Raw genomic sequence first — 18,960 nt, 5'->3', positions numbered from 1 at the left:
CTCTGCCCGGAGTTGTCTCATGACTGGTACAGAAACACCTGTTTCAGCCACGCCTGTTTATTCATCAGCCGAGTTTCCACCACCGGCTTCGGGTTACGTTCTGCTCACCAACCGTATTCTTATCCGAGTCTCTGGCCCGGGTACCGACAAATTCCTCCAGGGGCAGCTTAGTCAGAGCCTTGACGACGTCAAAGCAGGCTCATCACCGCGCGCTGCAGGTGCAACCCCCAAAGGCCGGGCGTACTGCCTCACACGCCTGGTACGTGATGGCGATGACGTTCTGATGGACCTGCCCGCCGAACTGGCAGATGCGGTCATAACCCATCTGCGCAAATACATCATGCTGTTCCGCGGCACCTCCATGGCACCGTTGATGGAGGGGCGCATCACAGGACTTCTGGGCAATGAAGCGGCATCAGGCCTTGCCGGGGGCAGGCTGGACGAACTGAAGTCCCCAGGAGACACAATGGTACTGGACTCAGGCTTCCTAATCCGCACAGAAAGCACAGTAGCCGGACTGCCCCGCTATGAATTGTGGCAAACCAGTGCAAAGGATCTTGAGCTAGAAGCTATTCCGGAGAAAACCCTCGCAGACTGGCAGGCCTCCGAAATTGCCGCAGGGGTTGCCATGCTGAGCATGGCAACCAGCGAATCCTATGTACCCCAGATGCTCAACTGGCAACACCTTGGCGGCATACACTTCAAAAAAGGCTGCTACACTGGTCAGGAGGTGATAGCCCGAATGCACTTTCTCGGGCAGCTCAAAAAGAGCCTGTTCCGTTTTCACAGTGACTGCATTGGTTCCGTGCCGGCACCGGGAACACCTATAATCAAGGGAGAGCAATCAGTGGGAGAAGTCGTCAACGCCGTCGGTTTCAACAACGGCTCCTGCGAACTGCTTGCGGTCGTCCGTCATGACGCTGTCGATGGCAAGTTAACAGCAAGCGGCCAGCCAGATTCCCCTTTACAACTGGAACCATTGCCTTACAGAGTTACTGAGCGAGAAAATAGCGCAAATAATGATACATAAGTTGACACCCAACTCTGACAGAATTTGCTATAAATAGAATTCATAATCATGACCCTCGGGGTGTCAGACCCGCGCAGTAATGCAGCGCCCCCGAACTGCCAAGCGGATCCGTACCGAACTATGTCGAACATTGCTGAAACCATCAAAGCAGATCTCACTGCCGCGATCGAAAACGACAAACTGATACTCCCCACCCTGCCAGAAGCAGCGCTTCAGGTACGCGAGATTGCTGAGTCGGAAGACTCAACCATTGGCGATCTGGTCAAGGTTATCAGCAACGATACAGCGCTTTCAGCTCGCATTATCCGCGTTTGCAACAGCCCTCTTTTTCGGGGAAACCGTGCCATAGAAAACCTGAACATGGCAGTAAGTCGTCTTGGCATGACCTACACCAGCAGCCTGGCCATGGGCCTGGCAATGCAGCAGATGTTTCAGGCAACCTCTGACATGATCGACAAGCGCCTGCGTGCAACATGGCAAACCAGCACCGAAGTAGCCGGCATATGCCATGTTCTTGCCCAGCATTACACGAAACTGAAGCCCGACCAGGCGACGCTCGCCGGTCTGGTGCACCTGATAGGCGTGCTGCCCATACTGCGTTACGTAGAAGACGAGGATGTGCAGATCAGCAGTGACATGCTCGACAAAGTCATTGAACATCTGCACCCGCGAATCGGTGCAGCCATTCTGAAAAGGTGGGATTTCCCGAAACACCTGCAGAATGTCCCTCTGGAATACGCTGACTTCCTGAGAAAACAGCCTTCAGCCGACTATGCTGATCTGGTTATGGTGGCCAACCTTCAGTTGGTTGCCGGCTCTCAGCATCCCTGGACTGAAATGGACTGGTCTGCAATCTCGGCTTTTGATCGCCTTGGTCTCGACCCCAATATTGATATGAGCGAAGAAGAAGACCTGAACGCAGAGATGGAAGCTGCAATGGCCCTGCTGCAATAAGTTCAGGATTTCTTATAGCTGGCAATCAAATCTGCCTTGGAGGGCAGTTCCCAATTGACAGGCTCCTGCCCTTGATCCCGGAGCCAGTCATTGGCCCGGGAGAAGTGTTTACAACCAAAGAATCCCCGGTATGCACTGAGCGGAGACGGATGCGGCCCTTCCAGCACCAGATGCCGACGGCGATCAATGTGCTGCCCCTTCTTCCTCGCATAGCTGCCCCATAGCAAAAACACAACACCCTCACGTTCGCGATTGACAGTCTCAATCACACGATCTGTAAACGTCTCCCAGCCTTTTCCCTGATGCGCACCCGCCTGCCCCTGAACAACCGTGAGCACACTGTTCAAAAGCAAGACGCCCCGGTCAGCCCAGGGCTGCAGGCATCCATGATCCGACGGAGCAATACCCAGATCACTCTGGATTTCCTTGAATATATTAACGAGGGAAGGGGGAGTCGGAACCTCAGGCCTTACTGAAAAACACAGGCCGTGGGCCTGCCCGGGGCCGTGGTATGGATCCTGCCCCAGAATGACAACACGCACCTGATCCAAAGGTGTGCTGTTGAGGGCATTGAAACAATGAACACTGGCCGGGAAGAGTACCTTACCGGCACTTTCTTCCGCAGCCAGAAATTCCGCCAGCACCTGCATATAGGGCTGACGGAACTCGTCCGCAAGGTATTCTTTCCAGCCCCGGCCGGGCTTGAGATGACTTTCCAGAACCTCAACCGGATGCATGGTTTACCCCTCGCGTTCAGCGTTTCAGCCTTTCGGGCTGTCGTGTTTCGAACTCTCGATTTTGTGTTCAGGCCGCATGGCGGGGAACAGAATAACGTCACGAATGGACGGGGAATCGGTCAGCAGCATAGCCAGCCGATCGATACCAATACCCTCACCCGCTGTGGGCGGAAGGCCATACTCCAGAGCCATCACATAGTCTTCATCGTAGAACATGGCTTCATCATCACCAGCATCCTTTTCTGCGACCTGAGCCTGAAAACGTTCGGCCTGGTCTTCCGCGTCGTTGAGCTCGGAAAAGCCGTTCGCAATTTCACGCCCACCCACGAAGAACTCAAAGCGTTCGGTAACAAAGGGATTGCTGTCTTTGCAACGGGCAAGCGGTGACACTTCTTTCGGATATTCAGTGATAAACGTTGGCTGCATCAACCGATGCTCTGCCGTCGCTTCAAAGATCTCAATCTGGATTTTACCCAGTCCCCAGCCATCTTTGACCTGAATACCCAGATCCTTAGCCACCTGTCGCGCTGACGCCTCGTCTGCCAACTGGTCCGCAGTCACATCCGGAGAGAAACGCAGGATAGCGTCCACAACAGTCAGGCGCTCGAAGGGCTTGCCGAAGTCGTACTCAATTGACTCTTCCGTACCATCAGCGAGAGTCCGGGTATTTACAACAGTGGTAGTACCCAGAACCTGCTCAGCAATAGTCCGCAACATGTCTTCGGTAAGATCCATCAGGTCGTTGTAATCAGCGTACGCCTGATAGAATTCCACCATAGTAAATTCCGGGTTGTGGCGGGTAGACAGGCCCTCATTCCGGAAATTACGGTTAATTTCGAACACTCGTTCAAAGCCGCCTACTACGAGACGTTTCAGGAACAGCTCCGGCGCGATGCGCAGGTACATATCAATACCCAGAGCGTTATGGTGGGTCATAAACGGCCGTGCGGTGGCGCCACCAGGAATAACCTGCAGCATGGGGGTTTCCACCTCCATGAAATCTCTATCGGCAAAAAACTGGCGCATGGCAGTAATGATTTTCGAGCGCGCAAGAAATACCCGACGGCTATCTTCATTAACCATCAGATCCACATAGCGGTGACGATAACGGGATTCTGTATCTGTCAGCCCTTTGTGTTTTTCCGGCAGTGGGCGCAGAGACTTTGTGAGCAACACATACTCGTCCATGGCCACATACAGATCACCCTTACCACTTTTGCACAAGGTGCCCCGCACCCCGACAATATCCCCAAGATCCCAATGCTTTGTATCTTTCTGCACATCTTTGGTTGCATAGATCTGCATACGGCCAGTCATGTCCTGGACCACTTTGAACGCTTTCCGGTCAAGCATCATGCGTCCGGCGATCGCAACCTTGAGCCCCATAGACTCCAACTCTTCCTTGCTCTTGTCACCGTATTTTGCCTGCAGTTCAGCGGCGGTGGTGTCGCGTCGGAAATCATTGGGGAAAGGATTGCCACTTTCACGCAACTCTGCCAGTTTGGCACGGCGCTCAGCTATCAGCTTGTTGTCCTCTTGCGGTGCATTCTTAGTGTGTTCAGTCATGTTGGCTCGCTAGAAATCAGGGGAGTTCGGTTCAGGTTGGCTTGATTAAGGCGCTGATTACAGCGCCATCTTCAGGCTGGCTTCAATGAACTTATCAATATCACCATCCAACACGGACTGAGTGTTGCTGGTTTCAACTTTTGTGCGCAAATCCTTGATCCGGCTGTCATCCAGCACATAGGAGCGAATCTGGCTACCCCAGCCAATATCGGATTTTGCGTCTTCGGCTTTCTGTTTCTCGGCGTTGCGTTCCTGCATCTCACGCTCATAAAGCTTGGCTTTGAGCTGCTTCATGGCCTGATCTTTGTTCTGATGCTGGCTTCGCCCGGCCTGACAGGCCACAACAACCCCCGTCGGATTATGGGTCAGACGTACCGCAGATTCCGTTCGGTTAACGTGCTGGCCACCGGCGCCGGATGCACGGTAAACATCCACACGCAAATCCGCAGGATTGATTTCAATCTCGAAACTGTCGTCCACCTCCGGCGACACAAATACCGAGGAAAATGATGTGTGCCGACGGTTGCCAGAATCGAACGGCGACTTACGCACCAGCCGGTGCACACCCGTCTCGGTGCGCAACCACCCGAAGGCATATTCGCCCTGGATATGAATAGTGGCACTTTTGATACCGGCTACATCACCGTCCTGAAGTTCAACAATTTCAGCCTTGAAACCGCGGCGTTCAGCCCAGCGTAAATACATGCGCAAAAGCATCTCCGCCCAGTCCTGAGCCTCAGTACCACCCGACCCGGCCTGGATATCAAGATAGGCATTATTGGCATCCATATCACCGGAAAACATCCGTCGGAATTCGAGCTTCTCAAGTTCGGAATCAAGAGTAGCAAGGTCTGATTCAATATCAGCAACGGTAGCTTCGTCATCCTCCTCAACCGCCATTTCCAGCAGACTTTCTGCGTCAGCCAGGCCAGTTGTGAGGTTATCAATCGTGCGGACAATAAGGTCCAGATCTGAGCGTTCTTTACCCAGGGCCTGAGCGCGCTCAGGGTCATCCCACACGGTGGGCAACTCCAGTTCCCGCTCTACTTCGACCAGCCGTTCACTACGTTGATCGTAGTCAAAGATACCCCCTGAGCGCTTCAGTACGCTCACGAAGCTCTTTAATCTTCGTCACAATGGGATTAATTTCCATGAAAACCTTACTCATGTTGGAAAATGGTGAGTAAAACCGTGGCGGGATTCTACCGGAATTCTGACGACAAATCAGCCGTTGTCCGCTGGTTTGGTGCTGCCTTATCGGTCAGGAGGTGGGGGCTCTTTCTTCTGGAAAAAGCAACTCGCTGCGCTCAGACATCTTTTTCCGGCAGAAAGAGCCCCCACCCCCTGACCTGCTCTCAGAAACCAGCCTGAAAAGCAAATCAGGAAAGAGGCTCCAGATAATCTACCAAAAGCTGAAGATTAGTCCGCCCCCGAAACGTATTGGCGTCAGGCTTGTAAACGACCCGAGCTCCCGTGCGCGTGTAGTCAGGAACCTCTGGCCCTGTATTGAACGCAATGGCATCGATAATTCCGCCACCATCAACCGGCTGCAAAACCAGCTTCAGGTGATTTTCACCAACAATACGCTGGCTGACTACCCGAAACTCACCGTCAAACACAGGTTCCGGGAAATGCTGTCCCCAGGGACCTGCCCGCTTCAACAAAGCTGCCGTTTCAAGGGACAACTCATCGGGACTCAAGGGACCATCCGTGGTAATCGCGGCTTCAAGATCAGCTGCTGTCAGAGCATCCCTCACCGCCCGGTCAAAGGCCTGTGAAAAGACATCAAAATCACTCCGGGCAAGGGTCATACCGGCCGCCATCGCGTGACCACCGTACTTCTTCATAACCCCGGGATGCCGGGAATCCACAACCGCCAGCACATCACGAATATGAAGCCCGGGAATCGAGCGGGCGGAACCTTTTACATCCACGCCGTTTTCATCCGGCGCAAAGGCAATCGTCGGCCTGTGTGTCTGTTCCCGGATACGGGCCGCCAGAATACCGATCACCCCCTGATGCCAATCCTCATCAAACAGTGCCAGCCCCCATGGCAAACCTTCCAGATCCAGCGACATAGAAGCAAGCAGATCCTGAGCCTGAGCCTTCATATCCTTCTCTATTGTGCGCCTTTCCCGGTTGAACGTATCCAACTCTCGGGCAAGCCGCCCGGCCTCATCGGGACTATCTGCAAGAAGACAGGCTATGCCTACACTCATATCATCCAGACGACCCGCGGCATTAAGGCGAGGACCAACCACAAAGCCGAGATCCGTCGAACTGATATTTGCGTATTCCCGGCCAGCAACTTCCAACAATGCAAGAATTCCGGGACGGGCTTCACCCTGGCGTATGCGCCGGAGTCCCTGCTCAACAAAGATACGGTTGTTGTGATCCAGCGGAACAACATCGGCAACGGTTCCCAGGGCCACCAGATCCAGGAGCTTGCCCAGATTGGGCTCCGGTTGCGGCAGGCGGCCAGCATCCCGAAGTTTTTTGCGTAGTGCGATTAACACGTAAAACATTACACCCACGCCAGCGGCATTTTTGCTCAGGAATTCACAGCCAGGCTGGTTCGGGTTCACTATTGCATCGGCGTCCGGCAGCACCTCCCCGGCCAAATGGTGATCTGTCACAACCACCTTGATACCCAGTTCCCGCGCTGCCTTTACACCTTCGATAGCGGAGATTCCGTTATCCACTGTCACCATAAGGTCTGGTAATTCACCTTCATCTCGCAGGCGCTCGATAATTCCAGGGGTTAACCCGTAACCATCTGCAAAACGACTTGGCACCCGAAAATCGATGCTCTGCAACCCAAGCATTGAAAGCCCAAGTATGGCTACGGCTGTGCTGGTCGCACCATCAGCGTCGAAATCCCCGAGCACAAGCACTCTCTGATTCCGGGCAATCGCCTCTGCCAGCAGCTCTACCGCAAGATCGATTCCCCGTAACTGGAAAGGTGAGGCCAGATGCTTGAGCGTGTATTTCAGTTGTTCATCAGAGGTAACGCCGCGAGCGGCGTACAAGCGTCGAAGCAAAGGCGGGAGGTCTTGCCCCCAGGCCGGATCAGTGCCCGGCTGGGGGCGACGCAGGATCTTTTTAGGAGTCATACCGGATCAGGCATTCTTCCAGTGTTCAGCTATGAATGCCTGCACACCCACCCGATCATTATCAAGCACGGTATAACGCTCTTCGCGCTCAAAAAGATCCGCCATATGTGCCGGTAGCGCCGGTTTTACAGTCAGGCCTGAGTCGACGATAGCATCAGGGAACTTTGCCGGATGGGCGGTACCAAGGGTAATCATCGGCACTTGCATATCCCTGCGACATGCTCTGGCAGCGTGCACGCCAATGGCCGTATGCGGGTCCAGCAAATATTCATTTTGCTCATATACTTCACGAATGGTATCGCACGTAGTCTTGTCATCGACCGCCGCACTGTCAAACAGTTTGCGGGCATGCTTCCAGCGATAGTCTTCAATGCTTACCGGGCCTTTAGCCGCATTTTCGAGCAGCTGTCTAACTGCCTGGCCATCACGACCATGAAGGTCAAACAGCAAGCGCTCAAAGTTACTGGATACCATAATATCCATACTCGGCGAAAGCGTGTGTTCAAGCTGATGCTGCTCGTATCTGTTGCCACTCATGAAACGGTGGAGGATATCGTTTTTATTGGTAGCAATAACCAGCTGTGACACTGGCAGGCCCATCTTTTTCGCCAGATAACCGGCAAAAATGTCCCCGAAGTTACCGGTAGGCACAGAAAACGCCATGCTGCGGTCAGGACCACCAAGAGCCAGCGATGCATGAAAGTAATAGACGATCTGGGCCATAATTCTGGCCCAGTTGATCGAGTTAACCGCTGCCAGCCTTGCCTTGCCGCCCAGAAAAGACTGGTCGCCAAAGCTTTCTTTGACCATGCGCTGACAATCATCGAAATTGCCGCGAATGGCAATATTATGAATATTTTCGCCCTGAACCGTAGTCATCTGTCGGCGCTGCACTTCCGATACACGCTGGTAAGGGTGCAGTATGAAGATGTCTACATGCTCACAACGGCGGCAGCCTTCGATAGCCGCAGAACCAGTGTCTCCGGAAGTAGCCCCCATAATGACCGCGTGTTCTTTGCGTTTCCCGAGCACGTAATCCAGAAGGCGCCCCAACAACTGAAGCGCAAAATCCTTGAACGCCAGAGTTGGGCCACGAAACAGTTCCAGTACCCACTCGTTGGTATCAAGCTGAACCAGGGGAGCAACAGCCTTGTGCGCGAAAGAACCGTAGGTTTCATCGAGCATCTCCCGGAAATCAGCCTCGGGAATGGCCTCTTCCACAAACGGGTACATAATGTTGAACGCAAGCTCTGCATACGAGAGCCCGCGCCAGCTGCGGATCTCTTCCAGATTAAAGTGCGGAAGTGACTCCGGCACATAGAGGCCACCATCGGGCGCCAGCCCGGTGAGCAGAACGTCTTCAAAACCCAGTGCGGGAGCTTCTCCCCGCGTACTGATGTATCTCACGTGCGCACCTGTCCGTTATAGTTTTCTCAGTTAAAGTTTTCTGCGCGGATGCGAACAACCGAGCCATCGGTATCGGAGAGTGACTCCAGTTCCTCAATAGCGCGGTTGATCTGTCGTTCCTGCACTGTGTGAGTCAGAATAATGACGGGAATCCGGCCATCCTTTACATCAGATTCTTTCTGCATGATCGACTCAATGTTAATGCCGTGCTCGCTCAGAATCGAGGCGATCTTTGCCAGCACACCCGGACGGTCCAGTGCAGTGATGCGTAAAAAATAGGCCGACTGGATATCTTCCATGGGAAGCACATTCAGGCTGTCCAGCGCATCCGGCACAAAGCCTAGATAAGGCACCCGCAACGAACTCCCGCTCGCAACAATCCGGGCTACATCGACAATATCGGCAATGACAGCCGAAGCCGTTGCTTCGTCACCGGCGCCTGGCCCGTAGTACATGGTCTGACCAACCGCATCACCATCCACAAGAACAGCATTCAGAACGCCATCAACCTGGGCAATAAGATGGTTTTGGGGAACCAGCGTGGGATGAACGCGAAGCTCAATACCCTCTTCCCGGCGACGAGCGATACCGAGGTGCTTGATGCGATACCCAAGCTTCTCCGCATGAGCAATATCATAAGGCGTAATCTTTGAAATCCCTTCGGTAAACGCTTTTTCAAACTGTAAAGGAACACCAAAGCCGGCCGACGCAAGAATGGTCAGTTTATGAGCAGCATCAATACCCTCTACGTCAAAGGTAGGGTCTGCTTCTGCATAACCGAGATCCTGAGCTTCTTTAAGAACCTCAGCAAATGGCCGGCCTGCACGCATCTCTGTAAGAATATAATTGCCTGTGCCATTGATAATGCCGGCAATCCAGTCAATGCGATTAGCCGCCAGGCCTTCCCGAATAGCCTTCATAACAGGAATACCACCGGCAACACCCGCTTCATAGGCAACGACAACGCCGGCCTTTTCAGCAGCAGCAAAAATTTCGTTACCGTGAACAGCAATCAACGCTTTGTTTGCGGTAACCACATGCTTGCCATTGCGAATAGCTGCAAGTACCAGCTCCCTTGCCGTTTCATAACCGCCAATAAGCTCTACTACCACATCAATCTCAGGATCGTTCACCACATCGAATATCTCGGTGCTGAAGGCGACGCTGCCAAGATCAATATCGTTACGGCTTCGGCGACTGGCAACCCGGGCAATCCGGATATTACAGCCCGCTCGGCCTGCAATGAGCGCAGCATTGCGAGTCAATACACTGAATGTACCGCCGCCAACGGTTCCCAGTCCGCAGATTCCGACACTAACGTCTTTCAAGCTCTCACCTCTGATCCCGAAGGGTGCTGATAAATTGTAGATTGCAGCATTGCGATGTTGCGACACTGAAAGGCCGCACAGTATACCGGTTCAGAGCTCACTGAATAAGCCCTGAACCGAAAGCTTGTCATATAAGAAGTCCTGCCCGGGCGCATCCAGGCAGCAAACCTGTCAGAGCAGCCCAAGCCCTTGAGCCAGGTTTTTCGCCGGCACATAGCCGCGCACGATATTGCCATCCTCCAGCACAATCGCAGGCGTACCGGTGACGCCAACACGATGGCCGAGTTCGAACTGTTCCCCGACCGGATTTTCGCAGGTAGCGGCTTCAACTGTCTTTCCAGACTTGGCTGCATCCATTGCCGCGTGCTGATCCTCGGCGCACCAGACGGATGTGTACTTGATAAACGACGGAGTACCCGGACCTGAGCGGGGATAAGCGTAGTAATTCACAGTAATGCCATAATCGTTCAACTCTGCCACTTCATCATGAAGTTTCCGGCAATATGGGCAATCAATGTCTGTGAACACACTAATCACGGTTTTCTCGTCACTGGCCTTATAACTGATGATGCCTTTATCACCATAACTCTCCAGAGCCTGATGGCGCTCCCCGGCCCTGGCCTCTTCTGACACATTGGCAATGCCTGTGCTGGTAATTTTCAGTAAATCACCCGTAAACAGATACTGGCCATCAGACGTTGTATAAATTGTATCTCCGTTACTGCTCTGAACCTCATAAAGCCCAGGCGCTTCGGACTCCCGCACGGACGATATTTTCAGTCCCGGCACAGCAGTTGAGAGGCGATCCCGGATAGCATCTTCAACATCACCAGCTACGCCGAAGGGCGAGCCCAGAACACCAGCAGCCATCATGGCGACCATAAAAAAACGTTTTACATTCATTCTGGCAAACACACCTTTTCAGCAGGAGACTTTTTTATGGCTTGCGGAGGTATTCACACAAGACATGGACGAGAAACAAGATCAAACCGTGCGACACCCATCAGCCACAAAAGTTCAAAGCGTTACCTTACCTAAAAATCACAGACTCAACCACGTGGATGATGGGCCTGATGCAACGACTGCAGGCGCTGGCGCGCAACATGGGTATATATCTGGGTTGTCGAAAGATCGGAATGCCCAAGCAGCATCTGAACAACACGCAGGTCTGCACCATGGTTAAGCAAGTGAGTCGCAAACGCATGACGGAGCGTATGAGGAGACAGGTGTTTAAGAATACCCGTGCGGGTGGCGTAATGCCGCACCCGATGCCAGAACGTCTGTCGGGTCATGGCTGCCGGCCGGTTGCCAGGAAATAATGCATCACAGGCCTTCCCCTTGAGGAGCTCCGGGCGCCCCTCCTTCATATACCGGAGAAGCCAGTCCACAGCTTCTTCACCCAGGGGTACCAGACGCTCTTTATCACCTTTACCGGTAATGCGTATAACACCCTGCCGTAAATTAACCTGATCAACACGCAACCCCGTCAGCTCCGATACCCGCAAACCACAGCCATAGAGGATCTCCAGCATAGCCTTGTCCCGCAGTTCAATCGGCAAGCCAGGATCCGGCTCAGACAGAAGCGCATCAACTTCCTCCTCAGTCAGGGAATCCGGGAGCCGGCGCGGTAACCGGGGACTATCTATACGCAGAGTGGGATCTTCAGCGATCAACCCTTCCCGAAGCATGAACCGGTAGCACCGGCGAACACCCGAAAGCCGACGAGCCGCTGTAGATGTCTTTATGCCTTCCGCAAGACCGCTGGCCGTCCAGGCCAGCAGATCGGTCCTGCGAGCCTCTGTCAGCAATGGCTGCCCCGGCTGATTCTCCAGCCAGACTGCAAGGCGCTGTAAGTCGCTGCGATACGCCTGACGGGTTTTCTCACCCAGACCATCCTCCAGCCAGACAGCATCAACAAACCGGGCAATTACCGCTTCATCCTCTGGTCTCACACCCTCGCCCTCTGACACTCTATCCGTAACATTGCATTCTCACTCGACAGAAACAAAAAAGGCAGCCCTTAGGCTGCCTTTCACTGCGAGGTTGTTCAGCACACAGCCGATCAGCCCAGCTTTTCCTTGATACGCGCAGCCTTACCAGAAAGATCACGCAAGTAGTAAAGCTTGGCTTGACGCACGTCGCCGCGACGCTTCACTGAAATGCTGTCGATCAGCTTGGAGAAGGTCTGGAAAGTACGCTCAACACCCACGCCGTATGAAATTTTCCGTACGGTGAAAGAGGAGTTCATGCCACGGTTACGCTTTCCGATAACAACGCCTTCAAACGCCTGCAGACGCTCACGGTTGCCTTCAGTTACACGAACCTGAATAACCACGGTATCACCCGGCGCAAACGCGGGAATTTCCTTGGTCATCTGTTCTGCTTCGAGTTGATTGATGATGTTGTTCTTGCCGCTCATCGTAATGCTCCTGATACCCAATCTTTTAATGCCCTGATGATTCAGAGGCACACGGTTCGTTTAAAATTTCTCCCAGAAGCTTACGCTCTTCATCCGTAAGCACCCGCTTTTCCAGCAGGTCGGGGCGTCGCTCCCGGGTTCGCCTCAGCGACTGCTTTAGCCGCCAACGCCGGATCTGATCATGGTGACCGCCCAACAAAATATCCGGCACAGCCTGGCCTTCGTAAACTTCGGGCCGGGTATAGTGCGGACAATCCAGCAACCCGTCAGCAAACGAATCCTGTTCTGCTGACTGCGCATGACCCAGCGCTCCGGGGATGAGGCGTGTAACCGAGTCAATGACAGCCATAGCCGCCAGTTCGCCACCGGAGAGTACAAAGTCTCCCAGTGATATTTCCCGGTCGACCTCTGCTGCTATAAGGCGCTCATCAACACCTTCATAACGCCCTGCCACCAGAATCAAACGTTCTTCTGCAGCAAGCGACTCAACAACAGCCTGATTCAGCGTTTCACCCTGAGGCGAAAGATATACCACGCAAGCTTTTCCGGGTGCAGCTTCCTTCGCTGCGTGAATGGCATCCCTGAGAGGCTGAATCTTCATCAGCATTCCGGGGCCACCACCGTAGGGCCGGTCATCGACGGTACGATGACGATCGTGAGTAAACTCGCGGGGATTCCAGCAGCGAACGGTCAAAAGACCATCACGTACTGCCCTGCTCGTTATCCCGTAATCCGTTACCGCCTGAAACATCTCAGGGAACAGACTGACTGCGCCAATCCACACCCGTCAGAACTCCGGATCCCAGTCTACAATCAGCTTCTGCTCTGACAGATTAACCTCCCGGACAACCTGGTCAGGGAGATAAGGAATCAGGCGTTCACGCTGATCAATGGAGCCTGCTGTTGCATGCACCACCAGAACATCATTGGAGCCGGTCTCTATCAGGTGATCTACTCGACCAAAGCACTCACCTTCAACCGTGAACACATCAAGACCCTGCAACTGACGCCAGTAATACTCCCCTTCAGGGAGTTCGGGCAACTCAGCAGTCGGAACCCTGATTTCAGCCCCACAATAAGTGCGGGCCACCTCACGATCACTAATACCTTTAAGCCTGACAACGATCGCCTGCCCCTGGCGACGACCTTCCTCAAGCTTTGCAGGAATACGCTTACCGTCAAGATCAAGAATCCAGTCGGTATAGTTAAGTATTCCTTCTCTGGGGTCGGTGAACGAAAAAACCTTAAGCCACCCTTTAACCCCAAATACCGAGGTAATCCGACCGATCACAGTTTCCTGCGAATTCTGCGTCATACAACAACCCCGGTGGTCAGCAAACTTACACAGCAGCCTTGAGCAATTGCGCAACGCGGTCGCTGGTTTGTGCACCCTGACCAATCCAGAAATTCACACGATCGCGATCAACACGAAGGCGCTCTTCCTGACCGCGGGCAATCGGATTGAAAAAACCAACACGCTCAATGAAGGCGCCGTCACGTGCTCTGCGACTGTCAGTTACTGTCAGATGATAGAACGGGCGCTTCTTGGAACCGCCACGAGCCAAACGGATTGTTACCATTTAACCAATATCCTGTTCTGTTATACGAACTTTGTACGTTTCACGCTTGCCATAATAATGGCTGACGCGGAGACCCATACTCGAAAGGGGCGCTATTCTATGCTAAAAATGCGCCAATGAAAACAGGCAAACACACTGTTTCCAGGTTTTCCACATAAGGCTTTTTACATACGGCCAAAAGGAGGCATTCCTCCGCCACCGCCCGGCGGCATCATACCACCCAGGCCGCGCATCATATTCGCCATTCCACCCTTTTTGCTGAACTTCTTCATCATTTTCTGCATTTGCTTGTGCTGCTTGAGCAGACGATTCACATCCTGTATCTGGGTTCCTGAACCAGCGGCAATACGGCGCTTACGGGAATTATTGATAACATCCGGGTGACGACGCTCTTTAGCAGTCATCGAACAGATGATCGCTTCCAACTGCCCCATGGATTTATCGTTAACCTGCTGTTGCGCTACCTGGGCCATTTGCCCCATTCCAGGCAACTTATCCATCAGGCCGCCAATTCCCCCCATGTTTTTCATTTGCTGAAGCTGGTCACGGAAGTCCTCAAGATCAAAGCTTTTGCCTTTTTTGATCTTTCTGGTGAGTTTCTGTGCCTTCTTTTGATCCAGCTTGCGCTCTGCCTCCTCGATCAGAGACAGCACGTCGCCCATGCCAAGAATACGGGATGCGACCCGGTCCGGGTGAAACGGCTCAAGAGCATCAGTCTTTTCGCCGACCCCGAGAAACTTGATAGGCTTACCCGTTATATGGCGCACTGAGAGCGCCGCACCACCACGGGCATCACCGTCTGTCTTTGTCAGTACCACACCGGTCAGCGGCAAGGCATCGTTAAATGCCTTGGCGGTGTTTGCAGCATCCTGCCCGGTCATGGCATCAACAACAAAGAGGGTCTCAACCGGGTTAACCGCTTTGTGCAGCCGCCCGATCTCACCCATCATCTGCTCATCAACGTGCAAGCGGCCCGCAGTATCAAGAATCACAACATCGATGTGTTTCTTGCGAGCGGCAGCAACCGCACCTTCAGCAATGGCAACCGGATCCTGATCAGCGGTACTCGGGAAAAACTCAACGCCGACTTCAGACGCCAGAGTTTCCAACTGCTTGATAGCAGCAGGCCTGTATACATCAGCACTGACCACCAGAACCGTTTTTTTCTGCCGTTCTTTCAGAAAGCGGGACAGCTTTGCAACCGTAGTCGTTTTACCCGCCCCCTGAAGACCCGCCATCATAATTACAGCGGGTGGCTGAACGGCAAGGTTGAGGGTTTCATTCCCCTCCCCCATCACTCGCTCCAGCTCTTGCTGAACAATCTTTACAAACACCTGGCCGGGGGTAAGGCTGCGCTGGACTTCCTGACCTATAGCACGCTGACGGACACCTTCTACAAAGTCCTTCACTACCGGCAACGCAACGTCTGCCTCCAGCAGTGCCATACGCACTTCACGGAGGGTATCCTTTATATTGTCATCGGTTAGCCGCGCCTGACCGGAAATCTTGCGCAGGCTACCGGAAAGTCGGTCTTGGAGGTTTTCAAACATGTGGCTCTTCCGTACCCCGGATAAATTGAGTGCATAAACCGCAGAGCCAGCTCTGGCTCCTTGATTCCTGTTGCATAATCGCGACATTATAACCAGACTATCGTCGTGAAACGACCAACCCGGTCAAATCGGCAGCAATGCCTGCCGATTCCCAGTCAGCTAAGTGGTTAATAAGGAAGTCATGGGAACGCTGATTCTCGCGGTCACCTCTCTTTTTCTGTATAGCGTAGGCACCGCTCTACAAGCACTTCACTTTCGTGGACGTGTGCACAGCAACATTGCGATCACCACCCTTATCGGAATGCTGGCGCTTACTGCGCACGGACTTTTGATCGCCCAAACCATTCAACACGATGGCGGCATAGACTTCAGCCTGTTTAAAAGCACAGCCCTGATTTCCTGGCTGATCGTTTTCCTTCTATTGGGCCTGAACCTGAAAAAGCCGGTTCAAAGCCTTTTTCTGGGCGCCTATCCACTGGCGGCATTCACAATAATCATGGCATTAACCGCCCACACACCATCACGCCTTGTTTCCGGCGAAAGCTACGGCTTACTTTCTCACATCGCGCTCTCGGTTACAGCCTACAGCCTGTTTTCTCTTGCGGCCATACAGGCAACTCTGCTTTATCTGCAAAACCGCCAACTAAAGCGAAACTACAACAGCCCCCTGGTGCGCAATCTGCCACCACTACAGACGATGGAATCCCTGCTTTTTGAAATGGTGTGGGCTGGCGTCGTAATGCTCATTCTTGCCATTGTGACGGGCGCCATTTTCATAGAGAACCTGTTTGCTCAGAATCTGGCCCATAAGACTCTGTTTTCTCTGCTATCTCTCCTGGTTTTTGTCGGCCTGCTCGTCGGCCGCTACACAAAAGGCTGGCGCGGCATTACCGCCAGCCGCTGGACACTGGCCGGCTGCGCACTCCTTATGGTGGCCTTTTACGGCAGCAAGTTCGCTCTGGAACTGGTTTTCCGGAAGGGCGGCTGATCTGCCGCCCATAACCACTTGACACCAGATACAATCACAACCTATTTTCGCTCATTGCCAGCAACATAAGGACGCCTCTGGTTTGGACAGTACATCGCTTACTGCGCTGTCGATTATTCTCGTCGGGCTAATCATGCTTTCGGCTTTTTTTTCCAGCTCCGAAACCGGGATGATGTCACTCAACCGGTATCGCCTCAAACACATGGCGAAAACCGGGCATAAGGGCGCAAAACGAGCACAAGGGTTGCTACAGCGCACCGACCAGCTGATCGGCATCATTCTCATCGGCAACAATTTCGTCAATATACTTGCCTCGTCTATCGCTACGGTTATCGCTATCCGCATATGGGGCGACGCCGGCATTGCAGTTGCCACACTCCTGCTGACCATCGTCATCCTGATTTTTGCAGAAGTCACACCCAAAACTCTGGCCGCCCTGTTCCCGGAAAAAATTGCATTCCCTGCAAGCTACATACTGGGCCCTTTACTGAAAGTGCTTTACCCCATCGTATGGGCAGTAAATCTGTTTACCGGCGCCATTCTCAGGATTCTGAGAATCTCGCCTGACGATGCCGCTACGGAACACCTCAGCCGAGAAGAGCTCAGAACTCTGGTAAATGAAGCCGGTGCCCTCATCCCGACAAAGCACAAAGATATGCTTGTCAGCATCCTGGACCTGGAGAAGGTGACAGTGAATGACATCATGGTGCCGCGCAACGAAGTGGCCGGCATTGATCTGGACGATGATACTGACACCATTTTACGCCAACTGAGAAACAGCCAGCACACGCGCCTGCCGGTATTCAAGGGTGACATCAATAACATTCAGGGGATCCTCCACCTGCGCAGCGCAACCAAGCTGCTGCAACAGGAAGAAATCAACAAAAGTATGATTCTTCAGCTTTGCCAGGAACCTTACTTTGTTCCCGAAAGCACCCCGCTGAACACTCAGCTCATCAACTTCCAGAAAGGGAAGCGCCGCTTTGGCATTGTGGTAGATGAATATGGCGATGTACTTGGACTCGCCACACTGGAAGACATTCTCGAGGAGATTGTCGGCGAATTTACAACGGACTACGCGGACACCAGCCCGGACATCATTCCGCAGGAAGACAACACCTTCATTATTGACGGTACAGCTTCTGTACGCACCATCAACAAGACCCTGGGCTGGAAATTGCCTACAGACGGACCGAAAACCCTAAACGGCCTGATCACCGAAACCCTTGAAAACATTCCGGATACCAACGTCTGCCTGAAGGTAGATGGCCACAGGGTCGAGGTCCTCCAGATCAAGGACAACGTTGTGAAAGCAGCGATAGTCCACCCCAAAAAGCGTAAAAAACGAGCGCTAACTATCACCTGAGGCCGCCCGTTATATTTTTTGATAGACGTTCCGGTTATAGAGGAACGCTCTCTTGAAAGATCAAAATTTAACCAGCTCCTTGACGCATATCAATCTACCACCAACACTTGGGTAGAGTGCGAAACAATAATAATCGCAAGGAGTTTACCCATGAGCCTGACGCATACTTTTGGCCTTCTGACCCACCCCGACCAACAATGGGAAGCCATCCGGAAAGAATCCGAATCGGTTACCCGCCTCTACACAGGACACGTATTACTTCTCGCCCTGATTCCCGCTCTGGCCGGTTTCATTGGGACCAGCCAGGTAGGCTGGCAAATAGGTGATGGCCAGGTCACACGCCTCTCCGTAAGCAGCGCACTAAGTCTGTCAGTATTGTTTTATGCCGCGATGCTGGCCGGCATATTCATTCTCGGCAAGTTCATCGATTTCTTTGCAGCAACTTATGACGCAGTAGAACGTACGCCACGAGGCGTTACAATGGCCGCCTATACCGCCACCCCTATCTTCCTGATCGGAGTGATTGCCGTTTATCCCAATATATGGGTGAACATGCTGGCAGGGCTGGTCGCCATTGCTTATGCGGTATACCTGCTTTATGAAGGCCTGCCCATCCTGATGAAAATTCCAGAAGATCGTGGATTCATGTTTGCCTCAGCAGTCCTTACTGTCGGCCTGGTGATGTTTGTCGCCCTTCTTGCCATGAGCGTAGTGATCTGGAGCATGGGCGTCGGCCCGGTTTATGTCTCATAAAGACCAGTCGCCGGTATTTAATGTTAGTGAATGGGCAAAGGGTGCTCTCAGGGAGCACCCTTTATTTTTGAATTGACATCTAACCTGATTTTTAATCATGTTAACGGGATCAAAAATGCGGTAAATTTAATATATAATCGTAAACAGACATTTTAGCTCGGTCATGTAC

General features: G+C 53.0%; 18 protein-coding genes. 5 read left to right on the top strand and 13 right to left on the bottom strand.

Going from position 1 to position 18,960, the window contains the following annotated elements; translation table 11 throughout:
• Nucleotides 1-19 precede the first annotated feature (19 nt).
• Together DS878_RS04405 and DS878_RS04400 are read left to right on the top strand one after the other, a co-directional pair.
• Nucleotides 20-1,030, top strand: a complete 1,011-nt coding sequence (locus DS878_RS04405) for a YgfZ/GcvT domain-containing protein (protein WP_113814774.1) — start codon at nucleotides 20-22, stop codon at nucleotides 1,028-1,030.
• A 120-nt stretch (nucleotides 1,031-1,150) separates the two neighbouring features.
• Nucleotides 1,151-1,984 (top strand): HDOD domain-containing protein, encoded by an 834-nt coding sequence (locus DS878_RS04400; RefSeq protein ID WP_113814773.1) that lies wholly within the window; start codon nucleotides 1,151-1,153, stop codon nucleotides 1,982-1,984.
• Between the two features lie 2 nt (nucleotides 1,985-1,986).
• Here the strand turns inward: DS878_RS04400 and ung are convergent, their stop codons facing one another.
• From ung to ffh, 13 genes are all read right to left on the bottom strand, one after another.
• Nucleotides 1,987-2,721 (bottom strand): uracil-DNA glycosylase, encoded by a 735-nt coding sequence (gene ung, locus DS878_RS04395; RefSeq protein WP_113814772.1) that lies wholly within the window; start codon nucleotides 2,719-2,721, stop codon nucleotides 1,987-1,989.
• Nucleotides 2,722-2,745: 24 nt separating this feature from the next.
• Nucleotides 2,746-4,287: a lysine--tRNA ligase gene (gene lysS, locus DS878_RS04390; protein ID WP_113814771.1), complete on the bottom strand. Its 1,542-nt coding sequence runs from the start codon at nucleotides 4,285-4,287 to the stop codon at nucleotides 2,746-2,748.
• Between the two features lie 57 nt (nucleotides 4,288-4,344).
• Nucleotides 4,345-5,440, bottom strand: a protein-coding gene (prfB, locus tag DS878_RS04385; protein ID WP_113814770.1) for a peptide chain release factor 2 whose coding sequence is annotated in 2 segments (ribosomal slippage) — nucleotides 4,345-5,367 and nucleotides 5,369-5,440 — 1,095 coding nt in all. Because the reading frame shifts where the segments join, the coding sequence is not laid out codon by codon here.
• A gap of 226 nt (nucleotides 5,441-5,666) precedes the next feature.
• Nucleotides 5,667-7,400 (bottom strand): single-stranded-DNA-specific exonuclease RecJ, encoded by a 1,734-nt coding sequence (gene recJ, locus DS878_RS04380; protein WP_113814769.1) that lies wholly within the window; start codon nucleotides 7,398-7,400, stop codon nucleotides 5,667-5,669.
• A gap of 6 nt (nucleotides 7,401-7,406) precedes the next feature.
• The gene (gene thrC, locus DS878_RS04375; RefSeq protein WP_113814768.1) at nucleotides 7,407-8,807 is read right to left on the bottom strand and encodes a threonine synthase; all 1,401 of its coding nucleotides are present in this window, start codon (nucleotides 8,805-8,807) and stop codon (nucleotides 7,407-7,409) included.
• Nucleotides 8,808-8,833: 26 nt separating this feature from the next.
• Nucleotides 8,834-10,135: a homoserine dehydrogenase gene (locus DS878_RS04370; protein WP_113814767.1), complete on the bottom strand. Its 1,302-nt coding sequence runs from the start codon at nucleotides 10,133-10,135 to the stop codon at nucleotides 8,834-8,836.
• Nucleotides 10,136-10,306: 171 nt separating this feature from the next.
• Nucleotides 10,307-11,017, bottom strand: coding sequence for a DsbC family protein (locus DS878_RS04365; RefSeq protein WP_261977595.1), 711 nt, complete (start codon nucleotides 11,015-11,017; stop codon nucleotides 10,307-10,309).
• Between the two features lie 167 nt (nucleotides 11,018-11,184).
• Nucleotides 11,185-12,087, bottom strand: a complete 903-nt coding sequence (xerD, locus tag DS878_RS04360) for a site-specific tyrosine recombinase XerD (protein WP_113814865.1) — start codon at nucleotides 12,085-12,087, stop codon at nucleotides 11,185-11,187.
• Between the two features lie 110 nt (nucleotides 12,088-12,197).
• The gene (rplS, locus tag DS878_RS04355) at nucleotides 12,198-12,554 is read right to left on the bottom strand and encodes a 50S ribosomal protein L19 (RefSeq protein WP_113814765.1); all 357 of its coding nucleotides are present in this window, start codon (nucleotides 12,552-12,554) and stop codon (nucleotides 12,198-12,200) included.
• Between the two features lie 25 nt (nucleotides 12,555-12,579).
• The gene (gene trmD / locus DS878_RS04350) at nucleotides 12,580-13,338 is read right to left on the bottom strand and encodes a tRNA (guanosine(37)-N1)-methyltransferase TrmD (protein WP_113814764.1); all 759 of its coding nucleotides are present in this window, start codon (nucleotides 13,336-13,338) and stop codon (nucleotides 12,580-12,582) included.
• 3 nt (nucleotides 13,339-13,341) lie between these two features.
• Nucleotides 13,342-13,869: a ribosome maturation factor RimM gene (gene rimM, locus DS878_RS04345; protein WP_113814763.1), complete on the bottom strand. Its 528-nt coding sequence runs from the start codon at nucleotides 13,867-13,869 to the stop codon at nucleotides 13,342-13,344.
• 25 nt (nucleotides 13,870-13,894) lie between these two features.
• Complete coding sequence (rpsP, locus tag DS878_RS04340; RefSeq protein ID WP_096783352.1) at nucleotides 13,895-14,134, bottom strand: 30S ribosomal protein S16; 240 nt, start codon at nucleotides 14,132-14,134, stop codon at nucleotides 13,895-13,897.
• A 164-nt stretch (nucleotides 14,135-14,298) separates the two neighbouring features.
• Nucleotides 14,299-15,684: a signal recognition particle protein gene (gene ffh, locus DS878_RS04335; RefSeq protein WP_113814762.1), complete on the bottom strand. Its 1,386-nt coding sequence runs from the start codon at nucleotides 15,682-15,684 to the stop codon at nucleotides 14,299-14,301.
• Between the two features lie 181 nt (nucleotides 15,685-15,865).
• Here ffh and DS878_RS04330 point away from each other — a divergent pair, with 181 nt between their 5' ends.
• The 3 genes from DS878_RS04330 to DS878_RS04320 all read left to right on the top strand — a co-directional run bounded on the left by DS878_RS04330 (nucleotide 15,866) and on the right by DS878_RS04320 (nucleotide 18,791).
• Nucleotides 15,866-16,672, top strand: coding sequence for an inner membrane protein YpjD (locus DS878_RS04330; RefSeq protein ID WP_113814761.1), 807 nt, complete (start codon nucleotides 15,866-15,868; stop codon nucleotides 16,670-16,672).
• A gap of 82 nt (nucleotides 16,673-16,754) precedes the next feature.
• Nucleotides 16,755-18,038 carry an HlyC/CorC family transporter gene (locus tag DS878_RS04325; protein ID WP_113814760.1) on the top strand — a complete coding sequence of 428 codons (1,284 nt, stop codon included), beginning with the start codon at nucleotides 16,755-16,757 and terminating at the stop codon, nucleotides 18,036-18,038.
• 150 nt (nucleotides 18,039-18,188) lie between these two features.
• Nucleotides 18,189-18,791 carry a Yip1 family protein gene (locus tag DS878_RS04320; RefSeq protein ID WP_113814759.1) on the top strand — a complete coding sequence of 201 codons (603 nt, stop codon included), beginning with the start codon at nucleotides 18,189-18,191 and terminating at the stop codon, nucleotides 18,789-18,791.
• The last annotated feature ends 169 nt before the right edge of the window (nucleotides 18,792-18,960 follow it).

Origin of the sequence: Marinobacter sp. F3R11, assembly GCF_003318275.1 — a bacterium.
In the GTDB taxonomy this organism is placed as follows: Bacteria; Pseudomonadota; Gammaproteobacteria; order Pseudomonadales; family Oleiphilaceae; genus Marinobacter.
The sequence above is the reverse complement of the archived record's forward strand: the minus strand, read 5'-3'. Positions and strand labels throughout refer to the sequence as shown.